Source organism: Streptomyces sp. Y309 (assembly GCF_056712025.1).
Genome location: NZ_CM160048.1, coordinates 5,874,558 through 5,891,353 on the forward strand (window position 1 = coordinate 5,874,558; position 16,796 = coordinate 5,891,353).

Annotated in this window: 15 protein-coding genes and 1 tRNA gene; 4 read left to right on the forward strand and 12 right to left on the reverse strand. The window is 70.2% G+C overall.

Annotated features, from left to right (window positions below; genetic code table 11):
* Positions 1–46: 46 nt before the first annotated feature.
* From AC0KTA_RS24100 to AC0KTA_RS24115, 4 genes are all read right to left on the reverse strand, one after another.
* The gene (locus AC0KTA_RS24100; RefSeq protein ID WP_481050302.1) at positions 47–1,498 is read right to left on the reverse strand and encodes a GH1 family beta-glucosidase; all 1,452 of its coding nucleotides are present in this window, start codon (positions 1,496–1,498) and stop codon (positions 47–49) included.
* A 57-nt stretch (positions 1,499–1,555) separates the two neighbouring features.
* Positions 1,556–2,407 carry a carbohydrate ABC transporter permease gene (locus AC0KTA_RS24105; protein WP_481050303.1) on the reverse strand — a complete coding sequence of 284 codons (852 nt, stop codon included), beginning with the start codon at positions 2,405–2,407 and terminating at the stop codon, positions 1,556–1,558.
* Positions 2,408–2,416: 9 nt separating this feature from the next.
* Positions 2,417–3,391: a carbohydrate ABC transporter permease gene (locus AC0KTA_RS24110; RefSeq protein ID WP_481056542.1), complete on the reverse strand. Its 975-nt coding sequence runs from the start codon at positions 3,389–3,391 to the stop codon at positions 2,417–2,419.
* Between the two features lie 118 nt (positions 3,392–3,509).
* A complete protein-coding gene (locus tag AC0KTA_RS24115) occupies positions 3,510–4,847 on the reverse strand; it encodes an ABC transporter substrate-binding protein (RefSeq protein WP_481050304.1) in 1,338 nt (445 codons plus the stop codon).
* A gap of 261 nt (positions 4,848–5,108) precedes the next feature.
* On the opposite strand from AC0KTA_RS24115, the gene AC0KTA_RS24120 reads away from it, so the two are divergent.
* Entirely contained in the window at positions 5,109–6,164 is a 1,056-nt protein-coding gene (locus tag AC0KTA_RS24120; protein WP_481050305.1) for a LacI family DNA-binding transcriptional regulator, read from the forward strand.
* 265 nt (positions 6,165–6,429) lie between these two features.
* Here AC0KTA_RS24120 and AC0KTA_RS24125 read toward each other — a convergent pair whose 3' ends face one another.
* The 5 genes from AC0KTA_RS24125 to AC0KTA_RS24145 form a co-directional block, all read right to left on the reverse strand.
* Positions 6,430–6,798 carry a cupin domain-containing protein gene (locus AC0KTA_RS24125; RefSeq protein ID WP_481056543.1) on the reverse strand — a complete coding sequence of 123 codons (369 nt, stop codon included), beginning with the start codon at positions 6,796–6,798 and terminating at the stop codon, positions 6,430–6,432.
* A 199-nt stretch (positions 6,799–6,997) separates the two neighbouring features.
* Positions 6,998–7,070, reverse strand: a tRNA-His gene (locus AC0KTA_RS24130).
* A 111-nt stretch (positions 7,071–7,181) separates the two neighbouring features.
* Complete coding sequence (gene orn, locus AC0KTA_RS24135; protein ID WP_481050306.1) at positions 7,182–7,784, reverse strand: oligoribonuclease; 603 nt, start codon at positions 7,782–7,784, stop codon at positions 7,182–7,184.
* A gap of 10 nt (positions 7,785–7,794) precedes the next feature.
* Entirely contained in the window at positions 7,795–9,075 is a 1,281-nt protein-coding gene (locus tag AC0KTA_RS24140; protein WP_481050307.1) for a helix-turn-helix domain-containing protein, read from the reverse strand.
* A 396-nt stretch (positions 9,076–9,471) separates the two neighbouring features.
* Entirely contained in the window at positions 9,472–9,885 is a 414-nt protein-coding gene (locus AC0KTA_RS24145) for a hypothetical protein (protein WP_481050308.1), read from the reverse strand.
* A gap of 548 nt (positions 9,886–10,433) precedes the next feature.
* Between AC0KTA_RS24145 and AC0KTA_RS24150 the strand changes: the two genes are divergently transcribed.
* Both AC0KTA_RS24150 and AC0KTA_RS24155 read left to right on the forward strand, forming a co-directional pair.
* Entirely contained in the window at positions 10,434–10,958 is a 525-nt protein-coding gene (locus AC0KTA_RS24150) for a universal stress protein (RefSeq protein ID WP_481050309.1), read from the forward strand.
* 222 nt (positions 10,959–11,180) lie between these two features.
* Positions 11,181–11,762: a GPR1/FUN34/YaaH family transporter gene (locus AC0KTA_RS24155; RefSeq protein WP_481050310.1), complete on the forward strand. Its 582-nt coding sequence runs from the start codon at positions 11,181–11,183 to the stop codon at positions 11,760–11,762.
* Positions 11,763–11,940: 178 nt separating this feature from the next.
* On the opposite strand, the gene glmS is transcribed toward AC0KTA_RS24155, so the two are convergent.
* The 3 genes from glmS to AC0KTA_RS24170 all read right to left on the reverse strand — a co-directional run bounded on the left by glmS (position 11,941) and on the right by AC0KTA_RS24170 (position 15,024).
* On the reverse strand, positions 11,941–13,758 hold the full coding sequence (gene glmS / locus AC0KTA_RS24160; protein WP_481050311.1) for a glutamine--fructose-6-phosphate transaminase (isomerizing): 1,818 nt from the start codon (positions 13,756–13,758) through the stop codon (positions 11,941–11,943).
* A gap of 44 nt (positions 13,759–13,802) precedes the next feature.
* Positions 13,803–14,060, reverse strand: coding sequence for a hypothetical protein (locus AC0KTA_RS24165; protein ID WP_481050312.1), 258 nt, complete (start codon positions 14,058–14,060; stop codon positions 13,803–13,805).
* A 64-nt stretch (positions 14,061–14,124) separates the two neighbouring features.
* A complete protein-coding gene (locus AC0KTA_RS24170; protein ID WP_481050313.1) occupies positions 14,125–15,024 on the reverse strand; it encodes a DUF4429 domain-containing protein in 900 nt (299 codons plus the stop codon).
* A 126-nt stretch (positions 15,025–15,150) separates the two neighbouring features.
* Here AC0KTA_RS24170 and AC0KTA_RS24175 point away from each other — a divergent pair, with 126 nt between their 5' ends.
* A complete protein-coding gene (locus tag AC0KTA_RS24175; RefSeq protein ID WP_481050314.1) occupies positions 15,151–16,761 on the forward strand; it encodes a beta-N-acetylhexosaminidase in 1,611 nt (536 codons plus the stop codon).
* Positions 16,762–16,796 lie beyond the last annotated feature (35 nt).

Consider the following 16,796-nt stretch of genomic DNA (forward strand, 5'->3'; position numbering starts at 1 on the left):
GCACCCCTTTTCACATCTCGACCCACATGTTGACTCACACCTCGACTCACGCCTCGGTGCTGGGCAACTCCCCGCTCGCCGCCACCTGCCCGTACCACTGCGCGCTCGTCTTCGGCGTCCGCGCCTGCGTCTCGTAGTCGACGTACACCGCCCCGAACCGCTTGCTGTAGCCGTACGCCCACTCGAAGTTGTCCATCAGCGACCACAGGAAGTAGCCGCGGACATCGGCGCCCGCGGTGACCGCCTCGTGCACGGCGGAGAGGTGGCCGTGCAGATAGCGGACGCGGTCGGGGTCGTGGACCTGGCCGCCCGCGCCGGGCTTGTCGTCGTAGGCGGCGCCGTTTTCCGTCACGAAAAGGGGAACCCCGGGGGCCTGAGCGGTGTACTCAAGGAGAAGGTCCTTCAGGCCGGTGGGGTCCACCGGCCAGTCCATGGCGGTGAGTTCACCGGGCGCCCGGTGGAAGGAGACGGAGTCGGCGCCCGGCCAGGGGGAGTGGTCGGCGGCGCCGTGCCCGTCGTGGCGCGGTCCGCCCGCGTCCGGGTCGGCCGACACGACAGCGGGGGAGTAGTAGTTGATGCCGAGGAAGTCCAGCGGCTGCCGGGCGATGCCCAGGTCGCCGTCGCGCACGAAGGACCAGTCCGTGATCCGGGCGGTGTCCGCGAGCAGATCGTCGTCGTATGCCCCGCGGAGCATCGGCCCGGTGAAGACGCGGTTGGCGAGCGCGTCGATGCGGCGCCGCGCGTCGAGATCGGCGGCGGAGGAGGTGAGGGGGCGCACGGCGCTCGGGTTGAGGCAGACGCCGATCCGGGCGCGCGCGGGCAGCGCCGCGCGCAGCGCCCGCGCGCCCAGTCCGTGGGCGAGGTTGAGGTGATGCGCCGCGCGCAGGGCGGCCGCGGGATCGGTGCGGCCGGGCGCGTGCACCCCCGAGCCATAGCCCAGGAACGCGCTGCACCAGGGCTCGTTGAGGGTCGCCCACAGCTCCACGCGGTCGCCGAGCGCCCCGGCGACGATCCCGGCGTACTCCTCGAAGCGGTAGGCGGTGTCCCGCTCCGGCCAGCCGCCGCCCGCCGGGGAGCCGCTGGGGAAGGCCGACTCCAGCTCCTGGGGCAGGTCCCAGTGGTAGAGCGTGACCATCGGCGTGATGCCGTGCGTGAGCAGTTCGTCGACGAGGGCCCGGTAGAAGTCGAGCCCGCGCTGCACGGCGGGCCCGCGCCCGGTCGGCTGCACCCGCGGCCAGGACACCGAGAAGCGGTAGGCGCCGATGCCGAGGTCCGCCATCAGCCGCACGTCGTCGCGCCACCGGTGGTAGTGGTCGCAGGCCACGTCCCCGGTGTCCCCGCCGAGCACCTTGCCCGGCGTATGGCTGAAGGTGTCCCAGATCGACGGCGTCCGGCCGTCCTCGGCCACCGCCCCTTCGATCTGGTACGCGGCGGTCGCGGCACCCCACAGAAAGGCAGGCGGAAACCGCAGGTTCGCGTCGGACTTCGCGTCGGACATGGAAGCGCTCCCAAGGGTCGTACGGAAAGGGCACATAGGCTTGCTGGCGGAGTGGGCTCAGCCCTTGACGGCGCCCTGCATGATCCCGCCCACGATCTGCTTGCCGAACAGGACGAAGGCGATGAGCAGCGGCAGCGTGCCGAGCAGCGCCCCCGCCATGATCACGGACTGGTCGGGGATCTGCCCCCGCCCGAGCCCGGCGAGAGCCACCTGCACGGTCGGCTCGCCGCCCTGCGTCAGCGCGATGATCGGCCAGAAGAAGTCGTTCCAGGCCATGACGAAGGTCAGCATGCCGAGGACGGCCATCGCGGGCCGCGCCGCGGGAAAGACGACGTGCCAGATCAGCCGGACGCTGCTGGCCCCGTCGACCCGGGCGGCCTCGATCACCTCGGTGGGCAGCGCCTCGATGAGGTACTGCCGCATGAAGAACACCCCGAAGGCGCTCACCAGCGTCGGCAGGATCACCGACTGCAGCTGATCGGTCCAGCCGAACTCGGCCACCATCATGAACAGCGGTACGACGCTGAGCTGCGGCGGCACCATCATCGTGCCGATCACGAGCAGGAGAAGCAGCCCCCGGAAGCGGAACCGCAGCTTGGCGAAGGCGAAACCCGCGAGGGTGGAGAAGAGCACGGTGCCCACGGTCACGCTGCCCGCCACCACCAGGGTGTTGATCAGGGCCGAGCCCATGTTGGCGTCGGTCCAGGCGATCTCCAGGTTCTTGAAGAGATTGCCGCCGAACCAGAAGGGCGGAGGTGTCTCGGCGAGCCGCGTGTTGTTGCGCGAGGCGGCGATCGCGGTCCACACCAGGGGGAAGAGGGAGCCGATGGTGAACAGGATCAGCACGGCGTACGCCAGCTTGCCGCCCTGCAGTTGGCGGCCCGCGCCGCGTTTCTTGAGGCTGGTCACGTCATCCCCTCACGAGCTCCGGCGGATCCAGCGGCTGATCGCCCAGTTGAGCAGGCCGATCAGGACGAGAATGAGGAACATGGTCCAGGCGATCGCGGAGGACCGCCCCAAGTGCTGGTTGAACCAGCCCTGTTCGTACAGATAGAGACCGAGCGTCTGGAACTGGTGGTCGGAGCCGCCGGTGGGACTCGCGCCCTGGTTGAAGAGGAGCGGCTCACCGAAGAGCTGGGTCGCCCCGATCGTCGACACCACGCAGGTGAACAGGATCGTCGGCCGCAGCGAGGGAATCGTCACGTGCCGGAACTGCTGCCAGCGGCTCGCGCCGTCCAGCGCCGCCGATTCGTACAGATCGTTGGAGATGGCCTGCATCGCGGCGAGATAGATCAGCGCGTTGTAGCCGGTCCACCGCCAGATGACGATCGAGGAGACGGCGAACTGCGCGGTCCAGTCGCCGTTCTGCCAGTCGACGGCATCGATCCCGACCAGGCCGAGCCCCCAGTTGATCATGCCGTGGTCGGTGCGGCTGAACATGAGCACGAAGACGAGCGTCGCCGCGGCCACGGACGTGGCGTAGGGGGTGAGGATCGCGACGCGGAAGAACATCGAGCCGCGCAGGCGGTAGTGGAGGAGATGGGCGAGGCCGAGCGCCATCAGGAGCTGCGGCACGGTCGAGATGAGGCCGATGGTGAAGGTGTTGCGCAGCGCGTTCCAGAAGAAGTCGTCTTCCATCAGCCGCGAGAAGTTGCGCAGGCCCACCCACTCCATGTCCGTGGGCGACCCCAGCTCCACGCGGTGCAGCGAGGCCCACCCCGTATAGAGGAGCGGGAAGAGCCCGAAGGCGATGAAGAAGAGGAAGAAGGGCGCGATGAGGGCGTAGGGGCTCCACTTCACGTCCCGGCGGTAGCGGCGGCTGCGCCGGGCCCGGCGGCGTTCGGCGGCCGGGTCGGCGGCGCCGGGGAGCGAGCCGGAGCGGGCGCCGGCCACGGCCTCGCGGCCGTCGCCGGCGAGCGTTCCGGCCCGCGCGCGGGGGGCCGCGCCCTCCTCCCCCGTGGAGGAGGGCGCGGCAGCAGGTGCGTCACTCGGGATGTCGGTCACCGGATGATCACTGGTCCAGTGCGTTGTCGATCGTCTTCACGGCTTTGTCCCAGGCCTTGTCGGCAGACGTTCCCTTCTGGTCGACGCCGAGCATCCCGGTGTCGGCCAGGTACTGCTGGATGATGCCGTCCTTGGGGCCGATGGGCTGGACCGGCACGCCCTCGGCGGCCTTGGCGAAGATCTGTCCGACGGGCGCGTCACCGAAGTAGGGGTTCTTGGCGTCCTTCACTTCGGGCAGGTCGTACGCCGCACTGGCGCTCGGGAAGCTGGCCCGCTTGTCGAACAGCTTGGCCTGCTGCTTCGGGGCGGTCAGCCAGGCGACGAGCTTGGCGGCCTCCTCCTTGTTCTTGCCCGCCTCGGGCACGGTCAGGAAGGAGCCGCCCCAGTTGCCGGGCTTGGGCGCCGTGGCGACGTCCCACTGGTCCTCGCCCTTGTCGCCCGCCTTGTCCTTGATGTAGCCGAGCATCCAGGGCGGGCAGGTCACGGTGGCGAAGGAGGCGTTGGAGAAGGCCTGGTCCCAACTGGGCTGGAACTGCTGGAGCTTGGCGGTGAGCCCGGCCTCGGCGAACTCGGCCGCGATGTCCCAGCCCTCCTTCACGCCCGCGCTGTCCTTGTAGACCAGCTCGCCCTCGGCGTCGTAGAACTTCTCCTTGCCGGAGGCGTGCACGGCGGCCATCACGCCGGTGGCGCCGTCGACGAAGGCGGTGCCCTTGGGTGCCTTCGCCTGGTACCGCTTGCCCGCCTCCAGGTACTTGTTCCAGTCCCCGGCCCACAGTTTGCCGACCGCCTCCCGGTCCGTCGGAAGGCCGGCCTTCTTGAACAGGTCCTTGCGGTAACAGATGCCGGTCGGCCCGATGTCGGTGCCGAGACCGACCGTCTTGCCGTCGTCGGTGCTGCCCTGCTGCCACTTCCAGTCGAGGTAGGCGTTCTTGTCGACGCCGGAGGTCTTGCCGAGATCCATCAGCTTGCCGGAGTGCGTGCCGGTCAGCTCGGCGATGTTGCCGACCTCGACGGCCTGGATGTCGGAGAGGCCGCTGCCGCTGCTGAGGTGGGTGAGCAGGGCGGGCCAGTAGTTCTCGTTGCGCTGTACGGAGTTCTGCTTGATGGAGATGTCCGGGTTGAGCTTCTCGTACTCCTCGTAAAGACCGGCCTCCTGCAGGCCGAAGGCGCCGAACACCCCGATGGTCAGGGTCGTCTTGCCCTTGCCGCCGCCTCCGCCGCCCGAGGAGCCGCCGGGCTCGTCACCGCCGGAATCCTCGGCGCAGCCGGCGAGCAGCCCGGTGGTGAGGGTGGCCACGGCCGCGAGGACCACGGCCTTGCGGGACGTTCGAGTCCTGTAGCGCATTACGTCCTCCTGGTGCCCTGACGTACCGACGACCGGCCAACTACCTTGCAAATGTCACTAGTTGGTGGGAAACGGCTCGGACGGGACGTGCGGGTCATGTAAGAGCCGGGTAGGGTGGGAGCGCTCCCATGTGTGATGTGTTGAAGGTTCGCGGCTTGCCACGGGGGTGTCAAGGCACCGGACGCCGGGAGTTGCGGGCCGTTCGCGCTGTCGCTGGTGGCCGTGGTCCTGCTGTTAGATTCGCGTCGTGGGGAGGCACTGATGGGGAGTGGTCAGCTCAGGGGGCGCAGCGGGGGGCGGCCGACGCTGGAGGAGGTCGCCGCGCGGGCGGGGGTCGGCAGGGGCACGGTGTCCCGGGTGATCAACGGCTCGCCCCGGGTGAGTGAGCACACGCGTGCGGCCGTCGAGGAGGCGGTCGCCGAGCTCGGCTATGTGCCGAACACGGCGGCCCGCGCGCTCGCCGCGAACCGTACGGACTCGATCGCCGTGGTCGTCCCCGAGCCGGAGTCCCGGTTCTTCGCGGAGCCGTATTTCTCGGACATCATCCACGGCGTGGGCGCGGCGCTCGCCGACACCGACATGCAGCTGGTCCTGACCTTCGCAGGCGGCGACCGCGAGCGCCGCAGCCTGGCGCAGTATCTGTCCGCGCACCGCGTGGACGGTGTCCTCCTCATCTCCGTGCACGCCGACGACCCCCTCCCTGACCTGCTCCAGCAGCTGGAGATCCCCGCGGTGATCAGCGGCCGCCGCTCGGCCGACGAGCCCCTCGCCTCGGTCGACTCCGACAACTTCGCGGGCGCGCGGGCGGCCGTCGGCCATCTCCTGGGCCGGGGCCGCCGCGCGATAGCCACGATCACCGGGCGCCTGGACGTGTACGGCGCCCAGCGCCGCCTCGACGGCTACCGCGACGCGCTCGCCGAGGCCGGCCACCCCGTCGACGAGGACCTGATAGCCCGCGGCGACTTCACCGAGGACGGCGGCCGCCGCGCCATGACCGAGCTCCTGGCCCGCCGCCCCGACCTGGACGCCGTCTTCGCCGGCTCGGACGTGATGGCGGCCGGCGCCCGCCAGGTCCTGCGCGAGGCGGGCCGCCGCATACCGGACGACGTGGCCCTCGTCGGCTTCGACGACTCGGCGATCGCCCGCCACATGGATCCGCCCCTGACCAGCGTCCGCCAGCCCATAGCGGAGATGGGCCGCACGATGACGGACGTCCTCCTGACAGAAATCGCCGACACCCGCCCGACACCGGCCCGCCGCCTGACACGCCAGCAGATCGTGCTGCCGACGGAGCTGGTGTGCAGGGAGTCGTCCTGAGGGACGTGGTCCAGGAATATCGAGGGGTATCCCTCCCCCATGGCCACCATCAAGCAGATCTCGCTGGGCGTGAGCGACGACAAGAGGGCGTACGAGTTCTGGCGCGGGGCTCTGGGCTATGTGCGGCGGGCCCCGCGCTTCGAGGGTGACGACTGACCGCACTATCCGGAGGCCCCGCCCCTGATGCCTGGATGAGCCCACCAGTGCAGAGGGCGGCCTGAGTGCCCCTGTCGTGACGGGATAAGCAGTCGTGTGCGCCCGACGGCTAGCCCTCCGCCGCCTTTGCGTACTCCTTCGCCATGCCTCCCGCGAAGTCGTACACCACGACCGGTTCGTCACCGACGACCCAGGCGTCGTGTCCGGGCGGGCACACGAAGACGTCGCCCGGTCCGACTTCGGCCTCGCCGCCGTCGTCGTCCATGCGGATGTGCATCCGTCCTTCGACTACATAGCCGTTGTGGTGGACCTGGCAGCTCTTGGTCCCCGCGATCGGAGCCACGGACTCGGACCAGCGCCAGCCGGGCTCGAAGGTGCCCACAGCGAAGTCCAGCCCCGTGAGATGGACGGCTTCGAGGTGACCGCGGGGGAAGTCACGCCGCTCATCCGGCTTCTCGACTGCCTTGACCTCGATCATGACGACTTCCTCCGTTCTGGACATGCCAACACGGTCGGGGTCGGTCGCCGCCACGGTGTCCACGGCCGGGTGCCCACGACCGATGTCGTCGCCGACCGCCCCTTCTCATTCCATCGTCTGCCTGTCCACCTGAGGGCGCCATCTGGGTGGCATGACGAAGGCCCGACCTGTTTTCACAGGTCGGGCCTTGATCATTCAGGGTGAGTGACGGGACTTGAACCCGCGGCCACCTGGACCACAACCAGGTGCTCTACCAACTGAGCTACACCCACCACGGGCCGGTCTTTGTCGTTCTTCCGACCGGCCGAGAAAAAGTGTACAGGGTCCGAAGGGGTGCTCGCGCACGCCTTTTCCGGACCCCGTACGGGGGGTGCCGGGGAGGGCTAATCCGCAGGCAGGGCGTGCTTCGCGGCGATCGACTTGGCGGTGTCCGAGTCGGGTCCGGGCTGCGGGACGAAGATCGCCTCGCGGTAGTAGCGCAGCTCCACGATGGACTCGCGGATGTCGGCGAGCGCCCGGTGGTTGCCGTTCTTGTCGGGGCTGTTGAAGTACGCCCGGGGGTACCAGCGCCGGGCCAGCTCCTTGATGGAGGAGACGTCGACGATGCGGTAGTGCAGGAAGTCCTCCAGGGTCGGCATGTCCCGCAGCAGGAAGCCGCGGTCCGTGCCGACCGAGTTGCCGCACAGCGGGGCCTTGCGGGGCTCCTTGACGTGCTGACGGATGTAGGTGAGGACCTGCTCCTCGGCGTCGGCCAGCGTGGTGCCGCCGGACAGCTCGTCGAGGAGCCCCGAGGCGGTGTGCATCTGCCGCACCACCTCGGGCATGGTCTCCAGGGCCGCGTCCGGCGGGCGGATCACGATGTCCACACCTTCGCCGAGCACGTTCAGTTCCGAGTCGGTGACCAGTGCGGCCACCTCGATAAGTGCGTCATCCGTCAGCGAGAGCCCGGTCATCTCGCAGTCGATCCACACCATGCGATCGTTCATGCGCCCAACCCTACGGCGCGCTCCTCTGACCGGGCAGGGGAGTGCGACCCGGCGCGTACGCGTCGGCGTGCGGTTTACCCGCGTCCATGGGCAGGGACGCGGTGGCGCCGAGCGAGCTGGCGGCCGCCGTACGCCGGGTCTGGGACGGCACGGGCCCCGGTGACAGGCCGGGATTCCCGGCCGGGCCGGGCCCGGGACCCTCCGCGGAGACCACCGAGGCGGTCGCGGGCACGGCGGTGGCCGCCGCGGCCGACTCGAGCGGGCGCTCGCCCTGTGGCCTGCGCGCCCGGTAAGCGGCGCGGTAGGCGGCGGGCGAGGAGCCGAGCTGACGCCGGAAGTGGCCGCGCAGGGCGACCGGCGAGCGGAAGCCACAGCGCCCGGCGACCTCGTCGACGGAGTAGTCGGAGGTCTCCAGGAGCCGCTGTGCCTGCAGCACCCGCTGGGTGATCAGCCACTGCAGGGGAGCGCTCCCGGTCAGCGAGCGGAAGCGCCGGTCGAACGTGCGGCGGCTCATGTAGGCGCGGGCCGCCAGCGTCTCCACGTCGAACTGCTCGTGGAGGTGCTCCAGGGCCCAGGCCACGACCTCGGCCAGCGGGTCGGCGCCGATCTCCTCCGGCAGCGACCGGTCCAGATAGCGTTCCTGGCCCCCGGCCCGGCGCGGCGGCACGACCAGCCTGCGGGCGAGCGCGCCCGCCGCTTCGTTGCCGTGGTCGGTGCGCACGATGTGCAGGCACAGATCGATTCCGGCCGCGGTGCCGGCCGACGTCAGCACGTCGCCGTCGTCGACGAACAGCTCCCGCGGGTCGACGTGGACGGACGGATAGCGCTTGGCGAGCGTCGGCGCGTACATCCAGTGCGTCGTCGCCGGGCGGCCGTCCAGTAAACCGGCCGCCGCGAGGACGAACGCGCCGGTGCACAGGCCGACGATGCGGGCGCCTTCCTCGTGCGCGCGGCGCAGCGCGTCGAGCGCCTCCAGCGGCGGTGGCGATGTGATCGACCGCCACGCCGGTACGACGACCGTGCCGGCCCGCGAGATCGCCTCGAGGCCGTGTGGCGCGGTCAGTTCGAGCCCGCCGGTGGTACGCAGCGGACCTTCCTCGCCGGCGCACACAAGCAGCCGGTATCGAGGGACTCCCGCGTCCTGCCGGTCAATGCCGAACACGGAGAGAGGTATGGAACTCTCGAAGATGGGACCACCGCTGAAGAGCAGCACCGCGACGATTTCCCGACGGCGCCGCCCGGAGAGTTTCCGCGCCGCGGCTTCCTGCACGGCAGTGGAGTCGTGGCTCATGGCGCTAAGCCCCCCTCGGTCGTCGCGGCTCCCTGTTCTTGGCGCGCTTGATGGACCTGTCGCTCCTGCACGTTTCCCCTCGGTCCTCCACCAGTCCCCCGCCGTACTACAGTCAAGATCGAATCTACTGCGTCACGTGACGCCGCCGTGACCAGTTCAGCACCCGGCGCATTGTCGACATGGCAACTTGGCGTGAAGCATTCGATCACGAAGCGTCGCACTCACGGGGCGCCCAGGGAAGTGCGCCTCGTCCCAGTGGCCGGTCAACGTAGGGTGCAGAGCCCTTCGTCACTCCTTTCACCCCTGGTGGGACGTGGGTTGACCCCCCGTTCGGCCAGGGAATGCCGACGGCCGGGAAGTTGGCTGAAAACATTCGGGGGAGCGTGCGGGAATCAGTCAGTCCACCGGCGCGCTCGGCCCCGGCCGTCGACCGCCCCGATGCGCCCCCGGCGCCTGCCGCTGACGCCGCCCCCGTCCGCCCCCGCCCCGCTGCGCGCGCGCCCTCGCCGCCCCGCGCTCGGACTGCCGCAGGAGCACCCGGCAGACCCCGGTCACGGCCGCCAGGCCCAGGGCCGTCCCGCCCGCGCCGGCCAGGGAGGTCCCGTACCCGACGAGTACCACGGGAACGAGGACGCAGGAGAACGCCGCCCAGCGCACCACGTCGCTCGCCGACTCCTGCGGGGCGGTGGCCGGGGCCCGGGCGGGCCGGGGCGCGGGGACGGCGGAGGCCCGGCGCTCGCGCGCCCCCTCGGCTGCACGGTGGCGGACGGCGGCTGGGGCGGCGGTGGCGGCGGTGGGCGGTCCTGGCACGGCGTGCTCCCTGCGGCGGTGGTTGCGCACGGTGTGGCGGGCAGTGTGGGGCAGTGTGGCGGGCGGCTGCGGATGTCTCCGAAAGAGTGGTTTCAGGGGTTCAACGCGTGGCCGAGCGGCCGGTCACTGGCCTGAAGGAGAGCGCCCGCCCGAACCGGGCGCAAACCGCCTGTACGGGGCAGCCGCCATTGCCATCCGGGCCCGGCTCATGCATGCTCCGGTGAACGCCGTGCGGCCGCGGTGAGGCCTTACAGGGGCCTCGTCCGGGGTTCCGGACGGCGCCGGGACAGCCCCGGAAGGTTCCGGGCGGGACCTGGGCAGGAGAGGAGTGCCGCCGTACCCTTGGGGGTAAGGGCTTGGGAAGATGATTCCCGGACACACGTCCGGTGACCTGCATCGCCGCAGTGCCCCACCTGCTCCCGACCGCGTCGCACCACCCCGGGCACCGCACCAGCCGCCCGACCCGTGCATGCGACCGTGCACCCGAGACACACCGCGCACTGAAAAAAGCCGACCCTCCCACAGAGGACTCCTTCGCCGAGACACCGATGGCCGGTCACGAATTCTCCGAACCCGCGGACCGCAAGCGGCAGGTCGCCGATCCGAGCGCGACCCCCCGAGCGGCGGAAGAACCACGTCATTCCTGCGATCCCGCCTTCCGGCACGGTGTCGTCGTCGGCTTCGACGGCTCGACATCCAGTGAGCGGGCCCTCGCCTACGCGATCGGGATGGCCCACCGCTCCGGCTCCGGCCTGATCATCGTGCACGTGGCCAACCGGCTGCCGACCACGGTCTGGGCGGGCTGCGAGCCCCCCGTCTTCGTCGACGTCCCCGACCACCGCACCGAGGTCCTGGGTCTCGAGCTGGCCTGCGCGGACTATCTGACCGAGGTGCCCTGGATCCTGGTCGAGCGCGGCGGTGACATCTGCCACGAGCTCGAAGAGGTCGGCCGGGAGTACTCCGCGGACGCCATCGTCGTCGGATCGACGCACGGAATCGTGGGGCGCATCTTCGGCTCGGTCGCGGGCCGTCTCGCGCGCCGTGCGCAACGGCCCGTGGTCGTCATTCCGTAGCGCCCGGCCGGGCCGCACACCGCTTCCGGCCTGATTCCGCAACGCCCTTTCGTGCCTGGTGGGATGAGGGTTTCGCAGCGTCAACTTCCCTGTGGCGGCGCATAAATCTACTCGTGCGTAGAGGTGGTTTGCGCCCTTGTGAAGGGTACATATCGCTCGCCGGGGAACCGCAGCCCGGCGCCGCGCGCAGCACGACTGCACCTTGCACGAAGGGAGCCCGCCGTGGACAAAGACGTCTCCGCGGGAAGCACCACCTCCACCCTCGGTCAGCTCGCCCTCGGACTCACCCTGTTGGCCTTCGGCCTCGGTCACACCAAAGTGATCGACGGCGTGACCGCCGCCGACGCGGTCACCCTCGCCACGTATGTCGGGGGCGTCGCGCTCTTCGTCGCCGGACTCTTCGCCTTCCGCGACCACGACGCGTTCACGGGCACGGCCTTCGCCGCCATCGGCGCGCTCTGGTTCACCTGGGGCGTCTCGGCCGACGCGCGGGTCTCCGCGAACGCCGCGGGTCTCTTTCTGCTTCTGTTCGCGCTTGTCGCGCTCACCCTCACTGCGGGTGCAGGCGCAGGCGCCTCCGGCGGCTCTGTGCTTACGCGCGCCACGTACGCGTTGATGTTCGTGGCGCTGCTGTTGCTCGCCATCGCGCAGTTCGGTGACGGTGACGGCCTGGCCAAGGTGGGCGGCTGGGTCGCCGCGGGTGGCGGTCTCCTTGCCTGGTACGGCGCGACGGCCTCGTTGGCCAACTGGCCTACGGCCCTTCCCGGGCGTCCTGCTGGTCGGGGGGTGACGGCCGCCGGCTGAGCAGGCGCGGGCCGGGGTAATGGGCGACCCTGGCCCTTGAAGAGCGGGTCCTTGTGCGCCTGGTGGCACGCACAAGGACCCGCTCACTTTGTTCTTCGACTGCGGGTAGTGGGGGTTGGTCGCGCAGTTCCCCGCGCCCCTAGGGAAGCCGGGGTGCCCCGTACTCGACAGATACCGATTACTCGACAGTCACCGACTTCGCGAGGTTGCGGGGCTTGTCGATGTCGCGGCCCAGGGCCAGGGCCGTGTGGTACGCGAGGAGTTGGAGCGGGATGCCCATCAGGATCGGGTCCAGTTCGTCCTCGTTCTTCGGGACGACGATCGTGTGGTCGGCCTTCTCCTGCTCCTGGTGGGCGACCGCGAGGATCTTGCCGCTGCGGGCCTTGATCTCCTCGAGGGCGGCGCGGTTCTTCTCCAGGAGGTCGTCGTCGGGGACGATCGCGACGGTCGGCAGGGCGGGCTCGATCAGGGCGAGCGGGCCGTGCTTGAGCTCGGACGCGGGGTAGGCCTCGGCGTGGATGTAGGAGACCTCCTTGAGCTTCAGGGAGGCCTCGCGGGCCACCGGATAGCCGCGTACCCGGCCGATGAACAGCATCGACTTGGCCTCGGCGAACTCCTGCGCCAGCTTCTTGATCTCGTCCTCGCGCGCCAGCATCTGCTCGATCTGCGCGGGCAGTTCGCGCAGGCCCGCGATGATCCGCTTGCCGTCGGAGACCGACAGGTCGCGGATGCGGCCCAGGTGCAGGGCGAGCAGCGCGAAGGCGACGGTGGTGTTGGTGAAGCACTTGGTGGAGACGACGCAGACCTCGGGGCCCGCGTGCACGTAGACACCCGCGTCCGCCTCGCGGGCGATCGCGGAGCCGACGACGTTCACGATGCCGAAGACGCGGGCGCCCTTGCGCTTGAGCTCCTGCACGGCGGCGAGCACGTCGTAGGTCTCGCCGGACTGGGAGACGGCGACGTACAGGGTGTCGGGGTCGACGACCGCGTTGCGGTAGCGGAACTCGGAGGCGGGCTCGGCGTCGGCGGGGATGCGGGCCAGCTCCTCGATCATCTGGGCGCCGATCATGCCCGCGTGGTACGAGGTGCCGCAGCCGAGGATCTTGACGCGGCGCACCTTGCGGGCGTCGTGGGCGTCCAGGTTCAGGCCGCCGAGGTGCACGGTGGAGAAGCGGTCGTCGATGCGGCCGCGCAGCACGCGGTCCACGGCGTCGGCCTGCTCGAAGATCTCCTTGTGCATGTACGTGTCGTGGCCGCCCATGTCGTACGACTCGGCCTCCCACTCCACGGTGGTCGGCTCGGCCGAGGTGCGGGAGCCCTCGGTGGTGTACGTGCGGTAGTCGTCGGCCTTGATGGTGGCCATCTCGCCGTCGTCGAGGGTGACGACCTGGCGGGTGTGCGAGACCAGCGCGGCGACGTCGGAGGCGACGAACATCTCCTTCTCGCCGATGCCGAGGACGACGGGCGAGCCGTTGCGGGCGACGACGATGCGGTCGTTGAAGTCGGCGTGCAGGACGGCGATGCCGTACGTGCCCTCGATGTGCCGCAGCGCCTCGCGGACCCGGTCCTCCAGCTTCTCGGCGTCGGAGCGGGCGATGAGGTGGGTGAGGACCTCGGTGTCGGTCTCGGAGAGGAACTCGACGCCGTCGGCGATCAGCTTGGCGCGCAGCTCGGAGGCGTTGTCGATGATGCCGTTGTGGACGACGGCGACCTTGTTGCCGGCGTCCAGGTGGGGGTGGGCGTTCTCGTCGGACGGGGCGCCGTGGGTGGCCCAGCGGGTGTGGGCGATGCCGGTGGTGCCGGTGAAGCGCTTGGGGACGCGGGCCTCCAGGTCACGGACGCGGCCCTTGGCCTTGACCATCTTCAGGCCGGTGGCCTTGGGGCTGGTGATGACGACGCCCGCGGAGTCGTAGCCGCGGTACTCCAGGCGCTGCAGGCCTTCCAGGAGGAGGGGGGCGACGTCACGCTTACCGATGTATCCGACAATTCCGCACATAAGGGTCCCCTTGGGTCAGGCGGTTCGTACGTGGTCAGACGGGTCTAGCCGTACACGATGCGGCGCAGCTGTCTGAGCGTGAGCTCGGGCGGCGCGACCGCTCGGTACTGCAGGTCCGCCGCGATCCGCTCGAAGATCTCCGCGTTCACCAGGCCCTGACCCTGGAGTTCGCGGTGGCGGCGGCGGACGAACTGCTCGGCCGTCTCGTCGAAGTAGGCGAGCACGTCCTGGATCACCCGCAGGGCCTCACCTCGCTGGAGCGAGGTGGAGCGGGTCAGGTGATCGACAAGTTCTTCGTGCACTCGATGATCCTGGAGTACCAAGGGGTCTTTCGCAAGAATCCTGCCCGATATCGGGCAGGATGGCTCACATTCGCTTCAGCACCGCCTGCTTGGCCGCCGCGAACTCCTCGTCGGTCAGCACGCCGCTCTGCCGCAGCTCGCCGAGCTCGCGCAGGCGGCGCAGCAGCGCGTCGTGATCGTCCTCGGCCGCGGCGGCGGTCGGCGCGGGGGCCGCGGCCGCCGCGTCACCGGCCGCGGCGTCCTGCGGGAGCGCCGGCCTCGCGGCGGCCGGGTGCGGAAGCCGGGCCTGCACGGCCGCCGCGACGAGCGCCATCAGCGGGTCCTTCTTGAAGCCCCACAGCTCCACCGAGTTGGGGTCGTACTTCGGCGGGGCCTTGGTGGGGGAGTTCCGCACCGTGAAGCGCAGATAGCCGTTCTCCAGGCCGATGGCGGGCTGCCACTCCACGGCCGCGACGTCGCCGAGCGCGATCGAGCGGGTGCCCGCCGCGGCCTTGGCCTCCTCCGTCTTCCAGTTCCACTCCAGGCGGACGTGCTCCCCGTCGAAGCTCACCGTGGCGTCACCGGCGGCGACCTGGAGCGGCACGGAAGGCCCCGGCAGCAGATAGCTCTCGCAGGCCTTGGCGGGGACCTGCTCCAGGAGCAGCGCGTTGCGCACCTCCTCGACCATGTACTCCGCGACGCCGTAGCGGTCCGAGTCCACGGTGAGCTGGTACGGATCGGAGGCGTCCGCCAGCTTGCCGGCCGTCGCCTGGAGCAGCGGGTCCGCGCCGTCGCGCAGCCGCAGCCGAAGACGGCCGCTCTTCTTGCCCTGTTCGAACGCGATGCCCGTCAACGCCGCGAGCGGCAGGGTGAGTTCGCCGAGCGTCTTGCGCAGCAACGAGACGCCCTTGTCGCGGCCCGGCACGAGCCGCAGCGTCTCTCCGTCGAAGGTCCAGGTCCCGTCGCGTTGGATGATTTCCGCCATGTAGGGATTCTCGCATCGCGGGCTGGGCCAGGTGGTCTACACCTTGACCCGGTCTGGGGTGCGCGGTACGCATGGTGAACGGTTCGACTGCGTCACATCCGCGTTGCCCGGCGAAGGGACCCGCTTGTGAGACAGCACCACAGAACTGCCTGTGTCATCGGATCACTCCTGCTGATCGCCGCCGCCGGTACGTCGTCCTCGACGGCCGCCCCCGGTCCCGCCGCCGAGCGGGCCGAGCCCATCCCGCTCGGCCGTATCGTGCCGGTGCCCATGAGCGCCGAGCCGGGCGGACCCGGATTCGAGATCACCCCCAAGACCCGCATCCGCGTCGGCGACCGGCCCGAGGAGCGCCGCGTCGGCGAGTACCTCGCGGGCATCCTGCGCCCCTCCACCGGCTACCGCCTGCCGGTCACCGACCGCGCGGGCGGCGACGGCATCCGGCTGCGCATCAGCGCCGAGCCGGCGAACAAGGTCCTCGGCGCCGAGGGCTACCGCGTCATCTCCGAGCGCGGCTCCCTCACCATCACGTCCTGGTCGCCCGCCGGACTGTTCCACGGCGTGCAGACGGTGCGGCAGCAACTGCCCGCGGCCGTCGAGAAGAAGACCAAGCAGCGCGGCCCGTGGCGCATAGCGGGCGGCACCATCAAGGACATGCCGCGCTACGCCCATCGCGGCTCGATGCTGGATGTGTCCCGGCACTTCTTCCCCGTCGAGCAAGTGAAGCGCTACATCGACCAGTTGGCGCTCTACAAGATGAACAAGCTGCATCTGCACCTGAGCGACGACCAGGGCTGGCGCATCGCCATCGACTCCTGGCCGCGCCTGGCCACCTACGGCGGGTCCACCCAGGTCGGCGGCGGCCCCGGCGGCCACTACACCAAGGCCCAGTACAAGGAGATCGTCGCCTACGCCGCGTCCCGGCAGATGCAGGTGATCCCCGAGATCGACATGCCGGGCCACACCAACGCCGCGCTCGCCTCGTACGCCGAACTGAACTGCGACGGCGTCGCGCCTCCCCTCTACACGGGCACGAACGTCGGCTTCAGCTCGCTGTGCGTGAAGAAGGACGTGACGTACGACTTCGTGGACGACGTCGTCCGAGAGCTGGCCGCGCTCACGCCCGGCGGGACCGTGCACATCGGCGGCGACGAGGCGCACTCCACGAGCCACGAGGACTTCGTGACGTTCATGGACAAGGTGCAGCCCATCGTCGCCAAGTACGGCAAGGACGTGATGGGCTGGCACCAACTGGCCGGCGCCCGCCCGGCCAAGGGCGCCGTCGCCCAGTACTGGGGCTACGACCGCACCGGCCAGGCCGAGCGCGACCAGGTCGTGAACGCCGCGAAGAACGGCACCAAGCTGGTCCTCTCCCCGGCCGACCGCGCCTACCTCGACATGAAGTACGACAAGGACACCCCGCTCGGCCTGACCTGGGCCGGCTATGTCGAGGTGCAGCGCTCCTACGACTGGGACCCGGGCACGTATCTGCAAGGGGCCCCGGCCGACACGATCCTGGGCGTCGAGGCACCGCTGTGGACGGAGACGCTCTCCACGCCCGCGCACCTGGACTACATGGCGTTCCCGCGGCTGCCCGGCATCGCCGAGCTCGGCTGGTCGCCCGCGTCCACGCACGACTGGAACACGTACAAGACCCGGCTCGCGGACCAGGCGCCGCGCTGGGATGCCCTCGGCATCGGCTACTACAAGTCGCCGCAGGTGCCCTGGCACAGCGAGTAGGCACGTAAGTGAGCGGGGCTCCGCGGGACCGTCCG

What these genes read in the sequence shown, in the direction of transcription:
- AC0KTA_RS24115 (WP_481050304.1), bottom strand. Translation starts at nt 4,847, where the DNA reads ATGCGCTACAGGACTCGAACGTCCCGCAAGGCCGTGGTCCTCGCGGCC.
- AC0KTA_RS24120 (WP_481050305.1), top strand. Translation starts at nt 5,109, where the DNA reads ATGGGGAGTGGTCAGCTCAGGGGGCGCAGCGGGGGGCGGCCGACGCTG.
- AC0KTA_RS24100 (WP_481050302.1), bottom strand. Translation starts at nt 1,498, where the DNA reads ATGTCCGACGCGAAGTCCGACGCGAACCTGCGGTTTCCGCCTGCCTTT.
- glmS (WP_481050311.1), bottom strand. Translation starts at nt 13,758, where the DNA reads ATGTGCGGAATTGTCGGATACATCGGTAAGCGTGACGTCGCCCCCCTC.
- AC0KTA_RS24170 (WP_481050313.1), bottom strand. Translation starts at nt 15,024, where the DNA reads ATGGCGGAAATCATCCAACGCGACGGGACCTGGACCTTCGACGGAGAG.
- AC0KTA_RS24140 (WP_481050307.1), bottom strand. Translation starts at nt 9,075, where the DNA reads ATGAGCCACGACTCCACTGCCGTGCAGGAAGCCGCGGCGCGGAAACTC.
- AC0KTA_RS24125 (WP_481056543.1), bottom strand. Translation starts at nt 6,798, where the DNA reads ATGATCGAGGTCAAGGCAGTCGAGAAGCCGGATGAGCGGCGTGACTTC.
- AC0KTA_RS24150 (WP_481050309.1), top strand. Translation starts at nt 10,434, where the DNA reads ATGGCCGGTCACGAATTCTCCGAACCCGCGGACCGCAAGCGGCAGGTC.
- orn (WP_481050306.1), bottom strand. Translation starts at nt 7,784, where the DNA reads ATGAACGATCGCATGGTGTGGATCGACTGCGAGATGACCGGGCTCTCG.